This window comes from Ponticaulis sp., assembly GCF_029210165.1.
Lineage (GTDB): Bacteria > Pseudomonadota > Alphaproteobacteria > Caulobacterales > Hyphomonadaceae > Ponticaulis.
In genome coordinates this window covers 581,950-598,673 of the sequence record NZ_JARGNT010000001.1, presented here as the reverse complement: position 1 = coordinate 598,673, position 16,724 = coordinate 581,950, and the positions used below count along the sequence as shown (strand labels likewise).

At 55.7% G+C, this 16,724-nt stretch carries 15 protein-coding genes; 4 read left to right on the top strand and 11 right to left on the bottom strand.

The genetic code is table 11. From position 1 onward, the window contains the following. Position 1 precedes the first annotated feature (1 nt). Complete coding sequence (gene phbB, locus P1U45_RS02970; RefSeq protein ID WP_293607634.1) at positions 2 to 727, bottom strand: acetoacetyl-CoA reductase; 726 nt, start codon at positions 725 to 727, stop codon at positions 2 to 4. A 353-nt stretch (positions 728 to 1,080) separates the two neighbouring features. Here phbB and phaR point away from each other — a divergent pair, with 353 nt between their 5' ends. After that, positions 1,081 to 1,689: a polyhydroxyalkanoate synthesis repressor PhaR gene (gene phaR / locus P1U45_RS02965; protein ID WP_293607635.1), complete on the top strand. Its 609-nt coding sequence runs from the start codon at positions 1,081 to 1,083 to the stop codon at positions 1,687 to 1,689. A gap of 60 nt (positions 1,690 to 1,749) precedes the next feature. On the opposite strand, the gene P1U45_RS02960 is transcribed toward phaR, so the two are convergent. Next, positions 1,750 to 2,448, bottom strand: coding sequence for an outer membrane lipoprotein carrier protein LolA (locus P1U45_RS02960; protein WP_293616109.1), 699 nt, complete (start codon positions 2,446 to 2,448; stop codon positions 1,750 to 1,752). A gap of 265 nt (positions 2,449 to 2,713) precedes the next feature. On the opposite strand from P1U45_RS02960, the gene P1U45_RS02955 reads away from it, so the two are divergent. After that, positions 2,714 to 3,112, top strand: coding sequence for a hypothetical protein (locus P1U45_RS02955; protein WP_301057427.1), 399 nt, complete (start codon positions 2,714 to 2,716; stop codon positions 3,110 to 3,112). Between the two features lie 38 nt (positions 3,113 to 3,150). Here P1U45_RS02955 and P1U45_RS02950 read toward each other — a convergent pair whose 3' ends face one another. The 3 genes from P1U45_RS02950 to P1U45_RS02940 form a co-directional block, all read right to left on the bottom strand. Next, a complete protein-coding gene (locus P1U45_RS02950) occupies positions 3,151 to 5,622 on the bottom strand; it encodes a DNA translocase FtsK 4TM domain-containing protein (RefSeq protein ID WP_301057426.1) in 2,472 nt (823 codons plus the stop codon). Between the two features lie 130 nt (positions 5,623 to 5,752). Beyond that, positions 5,753 to 6,040 (bottom strand): hypothetical protein, encoded by a 288-nt coding sequence (locus tag P1U45_RS02945; RefSeq protein ID WP_301057425.1) that lies wholly within the window; start codon positions 6,038 to 6,040, stop codon positions 5,753 to 5,755. A gap of 122 nt (positions 6,041 to 6,162) precedes the next feature. Beyond that, a complete protein-coding gene (locus P1U45_RS02940; RefSeq protein ID WP_293616106.1) occupies positions 6,163 to 7,470 on the bottom strand; it encodes an ammonium transporter in 1,308 nt (435 codons plus the stop codon). A 226-nt stretch (positions 7,471 to 7,696) separates the two neighbouring features. On the opposite strand from P1U45_RS02940, the gene P1U45_RS02935 reads away from it, so the two are divergent. Further along, complete coding sequence (locus P1U45_RS02935) at positions 7,697 to 8,953, top strand: FAD-dependent monooxygenase (protein WP_301057424.1); 1,257 nt, start codon at positions 7,697 to 7,699, stop codon at positions 8,951 to 8,953. Positions 8,954 to 9,008: 55 nt separating this feature from the next. Here the strand turns inward: P1U45_RS02935 and P1U45_RS02930 are convergent, their stop codons facing one another. The 4 genes from P1U45_RS02930 to P1U45_RS02915 form a co-directional block, all read right to left on the bottom strand. Next, entirely contained in the window at positions 9,009 to 10,655 is a 1,647-nt protein-coding gene (locus tag P1U45_RS02930; RefSeq protein ID WP_301057423.1) for a methyl-accepting chemotaxis protein, read from the bottom strand. Positions 10,656 to 10,749: 94 nt separating this feature from the next. Beyond that, positions 10,750 to 11,613 carry a protein phosphatase 2C domain-containing protein gene (locus P1U45_RS02925; RefSeq protein WP_301057422.1) on the bottom strand — a complete coding sequence of 288 codons (864 nt, stop codon included), beginning with the start codon at positions 11,611 to 11,613 and terminating at the stop codon, positions 10,750 to 10,752. 59 nt (positions 11,614 to 11,672) lie between these two features. Then, positions 11,673 to 12,041, bottom strand: a complete 369-nt coding sequence (locus P1U45_RS02920; protein ID WP_301057421.1) for a hypothetical protein — start codon at positions 12,039 to 12,041, stop codon at positions 11,673 to 11,675. A gap of 125 nt (positions 12,042 to 12,166) precedes the next feature. Next, entirely contained in the window at positions 12,167 to 12,916 is a 750-nt protein-coding gene (locus tag P1U45_RS02915; protein ID WP_293607644.1) for a YebC/PmpR family DNA-binding transcriptional regulator, read from the bottom strand. Between the two features lie 180 nt (positions 12,917 to 13,096). Here P1U45_RS02915 and P1U45_RS02910 point away from each other — a divergent pair, with 180 nt between their 5' ends. Next, entirely contained in the window at positions 13,097 to 13,504 is a 408-nt protein-coding gene (locus tag P1U45_RS02910) for a hypothetical protein (protein WP_301057420.1), read from the top strand. On the opposite strand, the gene P1U45_RS02905 is transcribed toward P1U45_RS02910, so the two are convergent. Further along, positions 13,501 to 14,325 (bottom strand): TIGR00282 family metallophosphoesterase, encoded by an 825-nt coding sequence (locus tag P1U45_RS02905; protein WP_301057419.1) that lies wholly within the window; start codon positions 14,323 to 14,325, stop codon positions 13,501 to 13,503. The genes P1U45_RS02910 and P1U45_RS02905 overlap by 4 nt on opposite strands. Positions 14,326 to 14,448: 123 nt before the next feature. Beyond that, positions 14,449 to 16,620: a methyl-accepting chemotaxis protein gene (locus tag P1U45_RS02900; protein WP_301057418.1), complete on the bottom strand. Its 2,172-nt coding sequence runs from the start codon at positions 16,618 to 16,620 to the stop codon at positions 14,449 to 14,451. Between the last annotated feature and the right edge of the window lie 104 nt (positions 16,621 to 16,724).

The following is a 16,724-nucleotide window of genomic DNA, read 5'->3' as shown; positions in this document are numbered from 1 at the left end:
CTTAACCGGCAATGTATTGCGCGCCGTTGACCGTCATGGTCGCGCCATTGATGAAGGCTGCTTCTTCGCTCGCAAGGTATGCGACCATGCTTGCAATCTCTTCCGGCTTGCCGAGGCGGCCGTTTGGAATTGTCGCAATAATACCCTGCAGAATCTCAGGCTTCACAGCCTGCAGCATTTCCGTGTCGATATAGCCCGGTGCGACGACGTTAGACGTGATGCCTTTTTTCGCGCCTTCATACGCCAGAGCTTTGGTGAAGCCGATCAGACCTGCTTTTGCGGCAGAATAGTTTGCCTGCGTGAACTGGCCTTTCTGACCGTTGATGGAAGAAATGTTGATCACGCGACCAAAGCCGCGGTCACGCATGCCTTCCCAAACATTGCGCGTCATGTTGAACGCGGAATCGAGGTCAACATTGATGACTTTCTGCCAGGCTTCCTTGGACATTTTATGGAATGGCGCATCCCACGTGATGCCGGCATTGTTGACCAGAACTTCGACAGGGCCGACTTCTGCTTCGATTTTTGCGATGCCTTCTGCACAGGCATCAAAATCGCCAACGTCAAACTTGAAAACGGAAACGCCGATTTCCTTTGCGCAGGCCTGCGCTGCTTCGTCATTACCGGCATAGGTCGCAGCGACCTTGTATCCGTCTTTGACGAGGCGTTCGCTGATTGAACGACCAATACCACGGGTGCCACCCGTTACGACTGCTACTTTGCTCATGCTATTCTCCCCGAGCTGAACTATATCCTGAACCCCTATGCCCTTTTCGGGTCTGTAAGCGGCTGCAGCATATTCTTAGACCGACCAGACTGGTTTTAGAATTAGGACTAAATGTCTCGCCTAAGTAAGCAAAGACCGAGGAAAGTCGGGGTTGTCAACGGTGTGGCATGTGCGAATTTCAGCTATTCCTAATATGTATAATGCGATATTTATCCTTGCCATACGCCCCGTTTGAGTGGTTTTTTGCTGCAAACGCGAAACTCTGGTTTAAAGAGTCTGTGGTAGGAAACGTATAATGGGCGTGCATTGCCCAACGGAATTTATTCCGCCCCAAGGTGAGGGAAGGTAAATCGATGGCTGATACATCAGGTCTCAACGACGTGATCATCATCAAAAAATATGCGAACCGTCGTCTCTATGACACATCGTCCAGCTCTTATGTGACGCTGGAACATCTGAGCACGCTGGTTCGCGAAGGTAAGGATTTTGTCGTTCAGGACGCGAAGTCAGGCGAAGACCTGACACGATCGGTTCTGGCGCAGATCATTTTCGAACAGGAAAATAAGGGCGGCAATGCGCTGCCGCTAAACTTCCTGCGCCAGGTCATCCGCTTCTATGGTGACAGCGTGTCTTCTGCGCTGCCGACCTATCTCGACATGGCGATGAACAACTTCACGAAGAATCAGGAACGCTGGCGCGATATGATGGCCGGTGGGTCTGTCGGCCCAAACCCGATGGGTTTGTTTGAAGAGCAGGCGCGTCGCAATTTCGAAATGTTCGAGCGCTCTATGAACCTGTTCACGGCTGGAACGCCGGCCCGTTCGCGGCCAGAGGCCGAGGATGAAGCGCCGCCGAAAAAGGCGCAGCGCGCGGACAAGGATGAAGAGGCGGATACGATTGATGCCCTGCAGCGCCAGATGGCGGAAATGCAGGCCCAGCTTTCCAAGCTCTCCAAGAAATAAAGAAAAGCCGCTCGATCAGAGCGGCTTTTTTGATTCTGGTGGTTGAGCCATCTTCCGGAGTTAGCGGCGACGGTCATCCTCGTCTTCAGGGTCTTCAATCCGGAAGAGGCGCGGGTCAACGGATACACCCAGCTCAATGTCATTCAGCTGAACAGTTGTGATGCCGCCCATCATGTCGATCGCTTCCCAACGGGCCAGCGTATAGTCTTCAGGGTCGAAGAACAGCTCCAGCTCGCCTTCGGCTTCGCCGGATTTATCCGCGACACGGATGGCGACATAACCGGCTTTGCGCTCGATCGAAATGATATCAGCGTGCTCTGCGAGATCTGTATTCCGGCGCAGAATGAGGTTCAGCGGGGTAGAGACCAGCGGCACGCGGTCTACTGTTTCCAGATCGGTGTCTTCAATCGCGAGCGTTGTACCATCTGACACGATAAGCAGAGGCACAGGCGCATCGTATTCAAAGCGCAGACGGCCTGGACGGTTCAGATAGAATGTACCGGTCGAGAAATGATTGTTCGGGTCGAGCTGAGAGAACTGCCCACGCGCGGTATCAATCGCGTTGAGAGAGGCGTTCGCGCGCGCAAGCGCTTCTGTCCGGTTGAAGGCCTCCACTGGCGCGACTTCAGCCGGAGCCACCTCAGCGCTTGCTGCGGTTTCAGTCTCTACGACAGGCGTTTCCACCTGCGCGGTGTCCAACGCCATGAAAGGCGACGTCAGAACGGCACCTGAAAGGATCCAGTTCGCAAAATTGAACATCTGGCACTCCATTACTTGTCAGGTGTCTTATCTAGAATACGCCCTTCACCACAATAGGGCTTAATTTGGGCGCGCTGCCTAGATTCGTTGCCTGACGTTCAGCAAAATTCTATGTGCGGCAGTCGCGTACTGCTCGCGAGGTGATGCAATGCCCGGCCCGCTTTTCCGTTCCATCTGATCTGCGATGGCTGAAAAAAACAGCGGGGCGGGAATAAATCTGTCGCCCATCCGTCAGTCCATCATGAGAAGCCAAAAGGAGGCGATCATGATGAAACAGAATAAACTTACTAAAGCCGTCTGCGTCGCACTTATTTCAGCGGGCGCGATGTTCTCCGCGCCGCAGGCGTCTGCCCAGCTTCTGGGCCTTGGCGTGAACACCGATGCTCGTGTCGGCGTACAAGTTGGCCGCGCGCCTGAACCGCGCCGCCAGTCCAGCTATAGCTTCACCTATAACGGCTATACGTCAGGTCACTGGTATCAGGCGGGGCATACCCACCGCGCATATCATTACGACCCGTATTATGGCGGCTATGACTGCCATACGCGGTTCCAGTATGGCTGGCAGCATGGCGATCGTGTGCGCTATGAATCGACCTTCTGCTATGACCGGTATGACCGCGCTCATGAGCGCCGCGGAACCCGTGTGGCGATACGGATCGACTAGCCCATAATAGAAAAGCCCCGGATGTCCGGGGCTTTTTGTTAGTCTTCTTCGCCGGGAGCTTTGCGCAGGATTTCCCGCTTGCCTGCATGGTTCGGCGCAGAAATGACGCCCATATCTTCCATCTGCTCGATCAGCGATGCGGCCCGGTTATAGCCGATCTTCAGGCGGCGCTGGACATACGAGGTTGACGCGCGCTTGTCGCGAACGACTATCTGGATCGCTTGCTGGAGAAGGTCTGCCTCTTCATTGCCGCCCAGCATCGCGTCCATGACAGGAGAGCCGCCGCCACCACCGCCGCCGAACGGATCTTCGTCGGGCTCTTCGGTAATGTCGGTCTGGTAGTCTGGCTCGCCAGTGGACTTCAGAAATTCGACGATCTGGCCCACTTCTTCGTCGGACACGAACGGACCGTGCAGACGCTTAATCTTGCCGCCGGACGCCATGTAGAGAAGGTCACCCATACCGAGAAGCTGCTCGGCGCCCTGTTCGTTCAGAATGGTGCGCGAGTCGATCTTGGACGACACCATGTAGGAAATACGGGTCGGGAAGTTCGCCTTGATAGTACCGGTGATTACGTCAACGGACGGGCGCTGCGTCGCTGTGATGAGGTGGATGCCTGCCGCACGCGCCATCTGGGCGAGGCGCTGGATACAAGCTTCGATCTCTTTACCGGCCACCATCATCAGGTCGGCCATCTCGTCGATCACGATAACGATGTTCGGTACCTGCTCGAGCGGGATTTCCTCAGTCTCATAGACGGGGCGGCCTGTATCGGCCTCAAAGCCGGTCTGGACTTCTTTCGTGAGGCGACCGCCTGTGCGTTTCAGCTCTTCGACCTTCTCGTTGAAGCCCGCAAGGTTCCGCACGCCCGCTTTGGACATCATCTCATAGCGGCTTTCCATCTCGCGAACCGCCCATTTAAGCGCGGTGACGGCCTTTTTCGGGTCAATCACGACAGGCGAGAGAAGGTGCGGAATGCCTTCATAGATCGAGAGCTCGAGCATTTTCGGGTCGACCATGATGAAGCGGCACTTCTCAGGTGGCAGCTTGTACATGAGCGAAAGGATCATCGCGTTGATACCAACCGACTTACCTGAACCTGTTGTACCCGCGATGAGAAGGTGAGGCATTTTCGCAAGGTCGGCGCAAACCGGTTCGCCGCCAATATCCTCACCGAGAGCCATAGGCAGGTTCTGCTTGCCGTCATTAAAGCTCGGGCTTTCCAGAAGCGTGCGCAGATACACCGTCTCGCGGGATTTATTAGGCAGCTCGATACCGATGGCGTTCTTGCCTGGCACAACAGCGATACGTGCGCTGATCGCGCTCATGGAGCGGGCAACGTCGTCGGCGAGCGCAATAACGCGTGAGGATTTCACGCCCGGTGCAGGTTCCAGCTCGAACAGGGTAACAACAGGACCGGGACGGACCTGCGTGATGCGGCCCTTGACGCCGAACTCGTTCAGAATGCGCATCAGGTGTTCTGCGCGTTCTAACAGCAGGTGTTCGTCGACGGTGCCTGTACGGGCGGGCGGCGTCACCAGAAGATCAAGCGAAGGCAGGCCAGCCTTGTTCACGCGCGGCGCTTTCGGCGCTTCGCGGCGTTGGCGGCGCTGCGTGCGCGGGGCTTCCGGCTGTGCTTTTGTTTCAGGCTTGGTGTCAGCTTCTCTCGGCGCTTCGGCTTGTTCAGCTTCGCGCTGGGATTTTGAGTAATCAAAATAGCCGTAATTATCGTCTGCATCGGGCGTGATCGCACCGCGCACATAGGGGTAGTCGTCGCGTTCACGGTTGAACAGACCCCCTACCAGTCCTGAGACGGATGATTTGAGCTTTTCCACGCCCGCGACCATGTTGCGGCTGATCCAGCGCCCGACCGGGCCAAGCGGCAAAAGCAGCAGGGCAAGCAGCTTGCCGACATTGCGGAAGAACAGGCGCGAGAGACGCGTGAGGTCTCGGTTTTCCAGATTAGCTGCACGGGTCAGCAGGAAGAAGGAGAGAATAGCTGCTGCGACCCCTGCGACGACATCAGGATAAGGCACGCGCAGTGCCGCAAACGGCAGGCGCGCCAGACCAAACAGGAAGTCGCCCGTCATGCCGCCAAGCGAGGTCGCCAGAACCCAGCTGTTCGGGATAGGCCAGGAGGCAAGACAAGTGCTCGCCGCGAGAACGCTGAGGAAGCCGAGCCCCCAATTGGACGCAGACGGCTTGCCGATCAACAGCATACGCTTGAGGCCCGCTGCGAATACGAGGAATGCGCCAAGCATACCGCCCCAACCAAGGATCTGGTTGGCCAGGTCTGCCACGACAGCGCCTGTCATGCCGAAGAGATTGCTGACATCATTGCCGGTTGCTGCATTCAGGCTCGGGTCCTGCGGGTCATAATAGCCGACCGCGCCGCACAGAAAGACGCCCAGCGCGAAGATTCCGAAGCCGGTAAGGATGCGCCAGATTGGTTCACCTGACATCTGTGATGTTGTGTCTGACATGGCAGCAGCAGTGTTTGAATTTGTCATTCTGGCAAATCTCAGAGGCGAAAAACGTTAGGTGTCGCTCTGAGAATGCCGGTCTCTTGCTTAATGGTCAGGAAACATATGGCAGAAAAATGGGCCAAACTGCGAGATTTTTCGTTAATAACTGCAGTTCTCAGCCTCCGTCGGCAGATTCTGGCCTGACTTCGTTAGCATCAGGCTTCTGAATCTGGACGATATAGCCACCATGGAAGGCTTTGAGCGCCATAATAGCAATTATGATCCAGCCCATGATTGGTACGAGTATCCAGAACAGAACCGCAAACGGGTTTACAGGGTTCTTACCCGTCAGTTTGATAAAGGCGTCCTCATTCGAGAGAACGGTAAATCCCTTCTCGATGTACTCGGTCAGCAGGGCATCAAATTCAGCCTGTGTATCTGGTGAGAGTGCTTTATCAGCCATGATGTCCCCTTCATGAATGCCCCGCCTGGAAGAGTGTAGCGTGAGGCCAGTTTGATCAAGCTTAGGCAATAAAAAACCCCGGGCCTTTCGGACCGGGGTTCTTCATAAGGATCAGGTCAAACTTACTTGGAGAATTCCGGGTAAGCTTCGAGACCGAGTTCGACTTTGTCGATGCCTTCCATCTCTTCTTCTTCAGAGCAGCGGATGCCGATCGTGAATTTGAGGAGGAGCCATGTCACTGCAGATGTCACGATGACGAATGCACCGATAGCAACTACGCCGGTCGCCTGAGCAACGATGTCACCACCGTTCCAAGCTACAACGAGTGTACCGAAGATACCTGCAACGAGGTGAGCTGGGATCGCGCCAACAACGTCGTCGATTTTCAGTTTGTCGAGCAGTGGTACGAAGAACACGATGATCGCGCCGCCAACTGCACCGATGAGGATTGATTCCCACAGAGCTGGAGCCAGTGGTTCAGCTGTGATCGCAACCAGACCACCGATCGCACCGTTCATGACGATTGTCGGGTCCATCTTCTTGAAGAAGATAGGTGTCAGGATTGCCGCCGCTACAACACCACCAGCCGCAGCGAGGTTTGTGTTCGCGAAGATGATAGAAACAGCGTTGATGTCTGCAGCTGTGCCAGCAGCGAGCTGAGAGCCGCCGTTGAAGCCGAACCAGCCGAGCCAGAGGATGAATGTACCAAGAGCTGCGAGCGGGATGTTGGAACCTGGCATTGGGTTAACTTTGCCATCAACATATTTACCAGCACGTGGGCCGAGGATGATTGCACCGACGAGAGCTGCCCAGCCGCCTGTAGAGTGTACGAGCGTAGAACCAGCAAAGTCAGAGAAACCAAGCTCAGACAACCAGCCGCCGCCCCACTGCCAGGAAGCCTGGATCGGGTAGATGAAGCCAGTGAGAACTGCTGTGAAGATCATGAATGGAAGAAGCTTCACGCGTTCTGCAACTGTACCAGAAACAACAGACGCAGCAGTCGCTACGAATACCATTTGGAAGTACCAGTCAGACGCAAGCGCATAACCAGCGCCGTCCATAGCTTCGCGGTCGCCTTCAGACCAGACATTGAAACCAGCCAGAACGCCTGGGATCATCCAGTCGCCAGCAGGGTAAATCAGGTGGTAGCCTACGAGGTAAACCATGATACCCGCTACAGAGTAGATCATGATGTTTTTTACGGACTGAGTAGCGGCGTTCTTGCTGCGAACGAGACCAACTTCCAGCATACAGAAACCGGCTGCCATGAACATGACGACCATGCCTGAAATCAGGAAGAGGTAAGAGTTATCAACGTATGCCGAGACTTCACTGGCTTCCTGAGCGAAGGCTGAACCCGTCAGCGCTAGTCCGCTCAGAATGGCAGCGCCCGCAGAACGGGCCGTCCATTTCCAAACTGTTTCTTTCATTGTTTTCCCCAATCGTTAATCAGGAGAAGCGGTTTTGCCCCGCTTGCTCGGGGGCCAATCTTGCAAAACGGCTCGTTTCTTCTAAGCGCCATGGAGCATCTGAAACGGGTTACGAACAAACTGGTCACGTTCTGAGCACCCTGCGACTGAATCGCCCAAAAGCGTTGCACCGCTTGTCGGGAAATCGCAGTAAGCTATTATCGATTTCCGGTATCAGGAGAGATAAATGCCAGCTTCACAGCACACTAGATCGCAGATTCTCATTGTTGGGGGTGGCTCAAGCGGCGGCGTTCTGGCGGTTCTTCTTTCCGAGCTTGGCTTTGAAGTCGCCCTTGTCGATACGCGCGATCCGACGCTGCCATTTACGCCTGATAGCCGCGCTTTCGCAATTGTGCGCGGTGGCTGGCGCGTTCTCGATGCAGCGGGTGTTGGCGGCAATTTAGTTAATAAAGCCGAGCCACTTCTGTCGATGGAAGCCCATGATCGCAATGGGCTTTTGCCGCCTGCGGCAAGCATGTTCGGCGTAGAAGACCTGCCCGATGGTGTCACCGAAGGTGAGCCGCTCGGTTATATGATTGAAGTCGATCTTCTCAATCAGGCGATCCGCGATCGGGTAAATGCCTGCACCGCGATCACCCAATACGCGCCTGAAACGGTCACCGGTCTTGATGTTGGCGATAGCGGCGCTGCTGTGACGCTCGACTCGGGCAAGACGATTACAGCCGACCTCGTAATCGGGGCAGACGGCGTCGGTAGCGCCATTCGCGAATTTTCCGGCATCAAGACACTCGGCTGGAGCTATGAGCAGGCTGTTGTCGCGGCGACGGTGCAGCTTGACTGGCCGCATCATGGTGCGGCGCGCCAATGGTTTCAGGATGAAGGTCCGTTCGCCATTCTGCCGCTGACGGAGAATCGCGGAAACCTCGCCTGGTTCCGTAAAGAGAAGGCGGGTATCGCCACAGCCAAGCTCTCGCAAGCTGACCTTGAGGCTGAAATCAATCAGCGCTTTGGTGATCTGGCTGGCCCGATGAAAGTGTTGCGTGATCCGCTGGCCTATCCGCTACGTCTGCGCCTGGCTGAAAAGCTGATTGCGCCGCGCGTTGCGCTGGTTGGTGATGCGGTACGCCGCGTGAATCCGCTCGCCGGGCAGGGCTTTAACCTCGGCCTTAAAGATATTGCGGCGCTGGTGGAAATTCTCGTTGAGAGCCGCCGTGCAGGTCTTGCGCTTTCAGATGGCGCGCAGCTTGAGACCTATCAGCGCTGGCGCCGGTTTGATGGCGTGGCCACAGCGCTCGCCATGGATGGCATTAATCGCACATTCTCAAATTCGAGCGCGCTGCTCTCTCCGTTCAAGCGGTTAGCGCTTTCAGTTGGCAGCACAGTCGGCCCGCTGCGCCGTGCCCTTGCCGCGCAGGCCAGTGCGGACAAGCCGGGACTGCCGCGACTTGTCCGCGGCGAACCTCTGGAAGCGTTGATTGGTTAGAACGCAAAACGCCCGACCTTCAGAAGGCCGGGCGCTTTTTTAAGGTCGTGTCAGATCAGGCCGCAGCGACGTTGGACAGGAATGTCTCAACGCGTTGTTCCAGATCTTTAGAGGCTGTGGACAGTTCGTCGGCTGCAGACTTCACAGCAACCGCAGCCGCTTTTGAATTCTCGGCCATGCCAACGACCGCATCGGCATTCGTCACGACATCGCGTGTCATGCCCGCTGCCATTTGTGCGTTCTCGCTGATCTCGCGTGTCGCGCCGCCTTGTTGCTCAACCGAGCTGGCAATCGCTTCCATTGTGCCGGAAACACCTTCCATGGCGCTGGAAATCTCGCCGATAGAGGACACTGCGATACCGGTGGAATTCTGAACGGCCATGATCTGACCGGAGATTTCCTCGGTGGCGCGGGCTGTCTGGTTCGCCAGCTGTTTCACTTCCGAAGCAACGACTGCAAAGCCACGGCCTGCTTCGCCCGCACGCGCCGCTTCGATTGTGGCGTTGAGCGCAAGGAGGTTTGTCTGCTCCGCGATATCTGAAATCAGGGTGACAACGTCGCCGATCTTGTTCACCGCCTCGGAAAGCTTCTGAACATTGATGGAGGTTTCAGTCGTGACCTGAGATGTTGATGCAACAGAAGAGTTCGCCTCTGTGATCGCATGGATGATTTCAGACACAGATGCTGACAGTTCTTCGGAAGCCGCGGCAACCGTCTCGACGTTTTGAGACGCCTGACCGGTTGCACGAAGCGCCGTGCTGGAGCTCTCAGTTGTCTGCAGAGAAATCGCTTCGACCTGTTCGGCAGTCGTTTTCAGCATGTGCACATTTTCAACGACGCTTGCGATGAGGCCGCGTGCTTCATCGCGGAAGCCCTCGATCATGGCATCGATGCGTGCCTGACGTTCGGCGCTCGCTTTGTTCGCGTTCGTGCGTTCTTCTTCAAGGCTGGCGCGTTCAATCAGGCCCTGTTTGAAGGTCTCGATTGCGCGTGCCATTTCGCCAATTTCGTCTGTCCGGTCTGTCGCAGGCACGACAATGGACGTGTTGCCGGACGACAGCTGAATTGTTGTCTCACGCAGGCTGTTGATCGGCTTTTTGATGGAGTTCGCAATGCTGCGGATGATCAGGAAAAGCAGGCCGCCAATCACTAGCAGTGCAGCGATGCCTGTCGCGATATATTGCCAGAGCAGGGTCTGCAGATCGTCTACATAAATGCCTGTGCCGACAATCCACTGACGGTCAGCGGTTGCCCTTACGAAGCTGATCTTCGGAGAGAGTTCTTCTGGCGGATTGCCCGGTTTCGCCCACTCATAGTTCACAAATCCCCCAAGCGGATCAGCGAGCGCCGTTTCAATCATCTCTTCGAAATAATTGTTACCGCTTGCATCCGGCACGCGCAGGTCCGTGCCGTTAAGCTCAGGACGGATAGGGTGCGCCACCATGAAGGCATCAGTATTGATAACAAAGAAGTATTCGCGCTCACGATAGCGAAGCGGATTGATCACCTGACCGGCTTCCGGATCACCGCTCGCGCGGGCATCCTCAACCAGAGTGAGCGTAGAATCGACGAGGCTGCGAAGCTCCTGCTTCCGGCTCTCGACTTCTTTGTTATAAGCAAATGCGGTCATTCCCGCGATGACGATTGCAAGCGCTACAATGCTCGCAATCCCAATCAGATTTAACTGACTGGATGTACTCATATTCCTCACCGGCATCTCCCAAACACCTGTTATATTTGAGGTGAGTGTACCCGGCTGATGTTAAAAAACCGTTGGAATCTATGAACTTGTTTAGTTAAAGCGCCGTGAGGCTGTGTATTTCAACCAGTACACCGCAGGCATCATCGCTCTTTTTGATACGCGCGGCTGCATCCTGACTGTCAGCTTTCTCAAACTTGCGCATCAGGCGGGCGAGATGCTCCACGCCGTCTGAAAGAGCCTCATCCATCATTTGTTCAGCGGTCATCATGGCGTAAGGATCGACGACCCGCCAAAGCCCGTCGGACATGATCAGGATGTGGCTTCCTTCCGGCAAATTGCGGGTTTCAATGACGAGCGTATCCACCCCTTGAGGTGACAGGCCCAGAAGTACGTGCTGCGGATCTGTATTCTGGGTGGCGCGAATTTTACGAAGCCCTGCCATGCGGTCTTCCGGCGACATGGCATTCAGCTCGCGCGAGGTTCGGGCCTCAAGGTCTGATTGTTCGTGCTTAGTGAGAACTTCGGTCTTGCCGTCTGGCGTGCGGATGAGGGCTACGCAGTCGCCAGAGCGGACAAAGGTTGTGACGTCATCGGTGTGCCCCATCCACATGCCCGATGCGATTGGCCATGTCTCACGTGGCGCGGTTTCGACGTCGACTTTTGATTTCTTTTCCGCGCGTTTGCGAACAGCCGCGAGAATGTCGCCAAAATACGCACGCAGATCACCCTTTGGAGGGTGGCTCATAAGCTCGCGGTTCAGAAACTCGGCCATCCATGCGGCATCGCTCTCAAACTGATTGAACAGGCGGAACGGGCCAAGATCGGTTGCGCCATCGAGAACCCATGCTGTACCAGCGCTTTCATCGAAGCCAAACCGGTCATCACCCGTGACTTTAGGCGTGTCGGCGGTCAGGCCGGCACCGGGCCAGTTGATGGATTCTTTTACTGAGATTGGCACTCGTGTCCCTCCGCGTCTGCCCGTTCCGTATATCGGTTCGGGCAGGGCGGCAAAAGGGCTTAGCTGCCGCCATAGTTCAGAATATGGTTTCGTCCGGGAGAAACCTGTGTGCGTTTGGTGCCAGTCGCATAGCCCGTTCCATATCCGTATCCCACCTGCACGTCCCAGCACCCTGCGGACACAGTGAAGTAGCGATCATAACCCGGCGCGATGGTTTCCCCGTCAGAGAGTCGGTTGAAGCCGTAAGTCGAGTTTGAACAATCTGACATGGTTACAACGGTCAGATGAGCATTGGATGTGTTGCGGATTGTGATCTGACCTACCGGCTCGCCCGGGCGGACAAGCGGTCCACCATCAAGGCTACCGCAAGCAGTGAGTGTCGCGGCGAGTCCCAGCGCCGCAGCGGTTTTGGTAAGTGTTTTGAGCATCGTCCCCTCCTTCGGTCGCGTTCAGGAAGAAGAGTAACCCAAGCTTGGAAAAGCTCATATCCCCTGTTCGAATGAGGCGGAGCTAGGAAAAAGCCCTCTTCCAGGAAGAGGGCTGTCTAGGATGCTTATTCTGCGGCTTCGAGCGTGGCTTCGTCGATTTCGCCGGAGTGGTAGACGTTCTGCACGTCATCCAGATCCTCAAGCGCATCGATGAGCTTAAGAAGGGTCAGCGCCGGATCGCCTTCAATCTCGATATAGTTCTGAGGCTTCCAGATCAGCTTGGTCGAACGGGCTTCATGGTCAGGGAAGGCCGCATCGAGATTACCAGCCACTTCCATGAAGTCGTCGCGTGCTGTGTAGATGACATAGACTTCGTCTTCGACTTCTACATCTTCCGCGCCAGCTTCAATCGCCGCTTCCATAACGGCTTCTTCGTCGCCGATTTCGCGTGCAAACACGATTTCACCAACCTGATCGAAGCCGAAGGATACAGAGCCGGTCTCCCCAAGATTGCCGCCATTCTTGCCGAATGTAGAGCGGACATCGCCAGCAGTACGGTTCTTGTTGTCGGTAGAGCATTCAACGATCACGCCAACGCCGCCCGGGCCGAAGCCTTCATAGCGAATGTCAAAATAGTCGCCGGAATCGCCGCCAGCACCCTTATCAATCGCGCGCTGGATATTGTCTTTTGGCATAGATTCGGCGCGCGCGTTTTTCACCGCAAGGCGAAGACGCGGGTTACCGTCAATGTCACCGCCGCCGAGCTTGGCAGCGATTGTGATTTCCTTTGAGAGCTTCGCAAAAGCTGCGGCACGTTTCTTATCCTGCGCGCCTTTGCGGTGCTGAATGTTTGCCCATTTACTGTGGCCAGCCATGAAAACTCCTGCAGGCTGTTTCTGACGGTGTGTTCTGAAGCGCCTCGTTTAGCCTATGCGGGCTGAAAGGTGAAGGGTGCTGGCTCAGAAGACGTGTCGGGAGCCGAAATGCGAAAGATGCTTCTATCTGTGAGTAAAGAAGTTAAGCTAAACGCTCTGAACATTGGGGGATGTGAGACGATGAAATCTGTTTACGGACTTATCGCAGGTGCTCTGCTGGTTTTGCCCATGACGGCGAGCGGCGACGGGCAGGGCTTTTCGATGGCTGGGCCAAACGGTTCTACCTATGAACTGATGCGCATTCATGGCAGCGTAGAGCGGCCTGTGGTGTCGCTTTTGATCACCCGCGCAGATGGCGGCGCAACGCTAATGGATCAGATGACGGATTGTGCTTCCGGCCAGTATGTCTATCTGGCGATGGACCATGCGCCGGAGCTGCCAGTGACGCCTGAAGCGCTGGATCAGCTGGCGCAGTATTCGAGCAATATCGTGTCATCCAGCCTGCGCGCGCTCACCTTCACGCCGATTACCGACGATCCCTATGATGCGCCAATGGCGGCGGTGCGTGATCTCGTTTGTGGAGCTTAAGCTGCAGGCACGAGTGACTGAAGGCGTCCGCCCATTCGGATCGGTTCAACGCGTGTCGCAAGGCCGGTCTTGTCATCGGTTTCCACGAATACGCCGCAAAGTGTGCCGTCGCTGAGGGCAGGCTGGTAGCGTTCACCCGGTAATTGGGTGAGGAAGCGGTAAACCGAGTTTTCCTTCTTCATGCCAATGACGCTGTCATAGTCGCCGCACATGCCCGCATCCGTCAGATAGGCAGTGCCGCCAACCAGAAGCTGTGCATCGGCTGTCGGGATGTGCGTGTGGCTGCCGACAACAAGGCTGACGCGCCCATCGCAATGATGGCCCATCGCCATTTTCTCTGACGTCGCCTCACAGTGCATGTCGACGATGATTGCGTCGCACACTTCGCGCAGGCGCATATCGGCCAGCGTATCTTCCAGAACGAGGAACGGGTTATCCAGCGCCTGACGCATGAATACATTGCCCTGAAGCTGGATGACGCCAACCATGCGACCGTCCGGCAGAGCAAAAATGTTTGACCCTTTGCCCGGTGCCTGCGCGCTCGGCGGGTAATTCAATGGGCGGATAAGGCGGGAGTCGCGTTCGATGTAGGAGACCATTTCGCGCTGGTCCCAGGCATGATCGCCGAGGGTGAGGCAGTCGGCGCCCGCATCAAAGAAGTCGTTTGCAATCGCTTCGGTGAGGCCGAAGCCGCCCGCTGCGTTCTCGGCGTTCACAACTACGAAATCCAGAGACAGCTGGTCACGCAGGCGGGGCAGATAGCGTTCCACCACGTCGCGCCCGGGTTTGCCGACAACATCTCCGAAAAAAGCCAGTCTCATCTCGTTCTCCTATAGCCGAGCGATATGGACCACACGGGGCTAAAAAACCAGTCTGTGCCTGCATCAAAAGCAAAAGAGCCAGCACAAGGGCTGGCTCTCTCGAATGGTCACTGGTGTGTGAATCTAGGCGACACGTACATCATTCAGGAAGCTCATGACTTCGCTTTTCAGAATGTTGGACTGCTCGCTCAGAAGCTCGGAGGCTGTGCGCATGCGGGTCGCGGTGACGCCTGCTTCCTGTGCCGCGTCGTTCACGCCGTGAATGTTGTTATCCACTTCAGACACGCTGCCGGCTGCGCTCTGAATGCTTTCAGAGATTTGCATGGTCGCAGAGTTCTGCTGGGCAATCGCCGCAGAAATCTGGGCAGACGCTTCTTCCAGCTCGCTGATGACCGTCAGAATGTCATGGATGCCGGACACAGACGCTGAGGTTGTTTCCTGAATAGCCTGAACCTGACGGCTAATGTCTTCAGTCGCTTTGGAGGTTTGTGTCGCGAGGGCTTTCACTTCGCTTGCAACAACCGCAAACCCTTTGCCTGCTTCGCCAGCGCGCGCCGCTTCGATGGTTGCGTTAAGCGCAAGCAGGTTAGTCTGGCCAGCAATATCTGTGATCAGGCCAACGACGTCGGAGATCGCATTTGCTGCCGTCTCCAGACCGCCAACGCGTTCACGCATGACTTCTGCTTTGGAGACAGCATTGCTTGTGGCGTCACGTGAATGCTCAACCTTGGAGCTGATTTCGTTCACTGACATAGTCAGTTCTTCGGTTGCGGCTGCAACGCTCTGAACATTGCTGGACGCGTTTTGTGAGGCTGACGTAATGCCCTTGGACTGCGAGGCTGTTTCCTCGGCAATCGCGGCCATTGCCGAAGCATTCTCATCGAGATTACCAGCCGCTTTCGTGAACTGTTCCAGCGCGCTGCTCACGATCTCATCGAACTTGCTGGCGCGGTTTGCGAGGGCTTCACCAATTGCAGCGCGTTGCTCAGCTTCTTTACGGTCCTGAATGGCGCGTTCCTGCTGTTCTTTAGCAAGCTTTTCAGCCGAGATCATTGCAAGACGGAACTTCTCAAGCGAGCGCGCCAGCGGGCCAATTTCATCGCCACGCTTCTGGTAAGGGATCACAGTATCAAAATAGCCATTGGCGATTTTGTCAGTTGTTTTGGCAATGGATGCGATCGGGCCTGAGATCATGCGGGCGAAGAACGCGCCGATAACCCCGAGAATGGCCAGAACGATCAACGATGTGATCAGAGTACGTTGTTGCAGATCAACAATCGGCTGGTTCAGCTCTTCTGTATTCTCCTGCGCGACGACAAACCATTGTGTGCCTTCAAATTCGACCGGAACAATCGCTGCGCTAACGTCAGCGCCGGTGTAGGAAGCGCCCTCATACATAGAGAAGTTACGCGACGCTGCGCCTGCGAGGCCGTCCGTTGGGAAGCGTGCGTTGAGGATCGTCGAAGTATCTGAACGCGGCGCATCGGTACGCAGAACACCGTCTTCGCCGATCAGGAAGCTCTCGCCTGTTTCGCCCAGACCTGATGATGTAGCACCCATAATTTCGTTCAGCTGGTCAATCGGCATCTGGAAGACGAGCACGCCTGCCTGATTGCCGTTTTCATCTGGAATCGGGCGGGCAATGAAGCTCGCCGGTGCGCCATGGCTTGGCGCATAGGGCTGAAAATCAAAGAAAGCGTGATCGGAGATATAGGCGCTATCGTCAGCGGCGGCGCGGAACGCAGCGCCAAGATCTGATGATGCCCATTCGCCAGTACGCAGGTTGGTCGCGTAATCCAGCTCTTTGAATACCGTGTAAACCAGCGAACCGTCATTGGAGAACAGGAAGATGTCGTAATAGCCCCGGGCCTCAAGAAACTGGCGGAACCATGGATGGAACTCTGCATGGGCCTGCGAATACTCCGAGCCGTCGCTGGCATAGTCGAGCAGATGCTTCTCACCCAGCGGATTAGGGTTAGACTCGATGTAGAGGTCCTGGAGCGTGTTGAGCTGGTTTGAACCCAGCGCATCCCAGCCGCTTTCGAACCCGCGCAGTGCGTTCAGAGTGAATGGGTTGTCTGCAACGGTGTCCAGATCTTGCTGGATTGATTGCAGATAGTCTGAAAACGCAGCTGCCTCTGTCTGAGCAATAGAACTCAACTTATCTTCGGATAAACGCGAGAGCGCTTCTGAAGAGGCCTGACTGGTTACCCATCCCAGTGTCATTGCCGTTACAGCAATCCCGCCAACGACGAGCCCCAGCAGTTTGTATGTAATCGAGATACGATTCAGCATAAGTATTCACCCGCTATAATTCCCACAGCGAGTTTTTATGCCGAATAGCTTTTTTATTGTTGAAACGGGTTCGTGAAATTTTCTGTAAAGCGCGAGTTAAGATC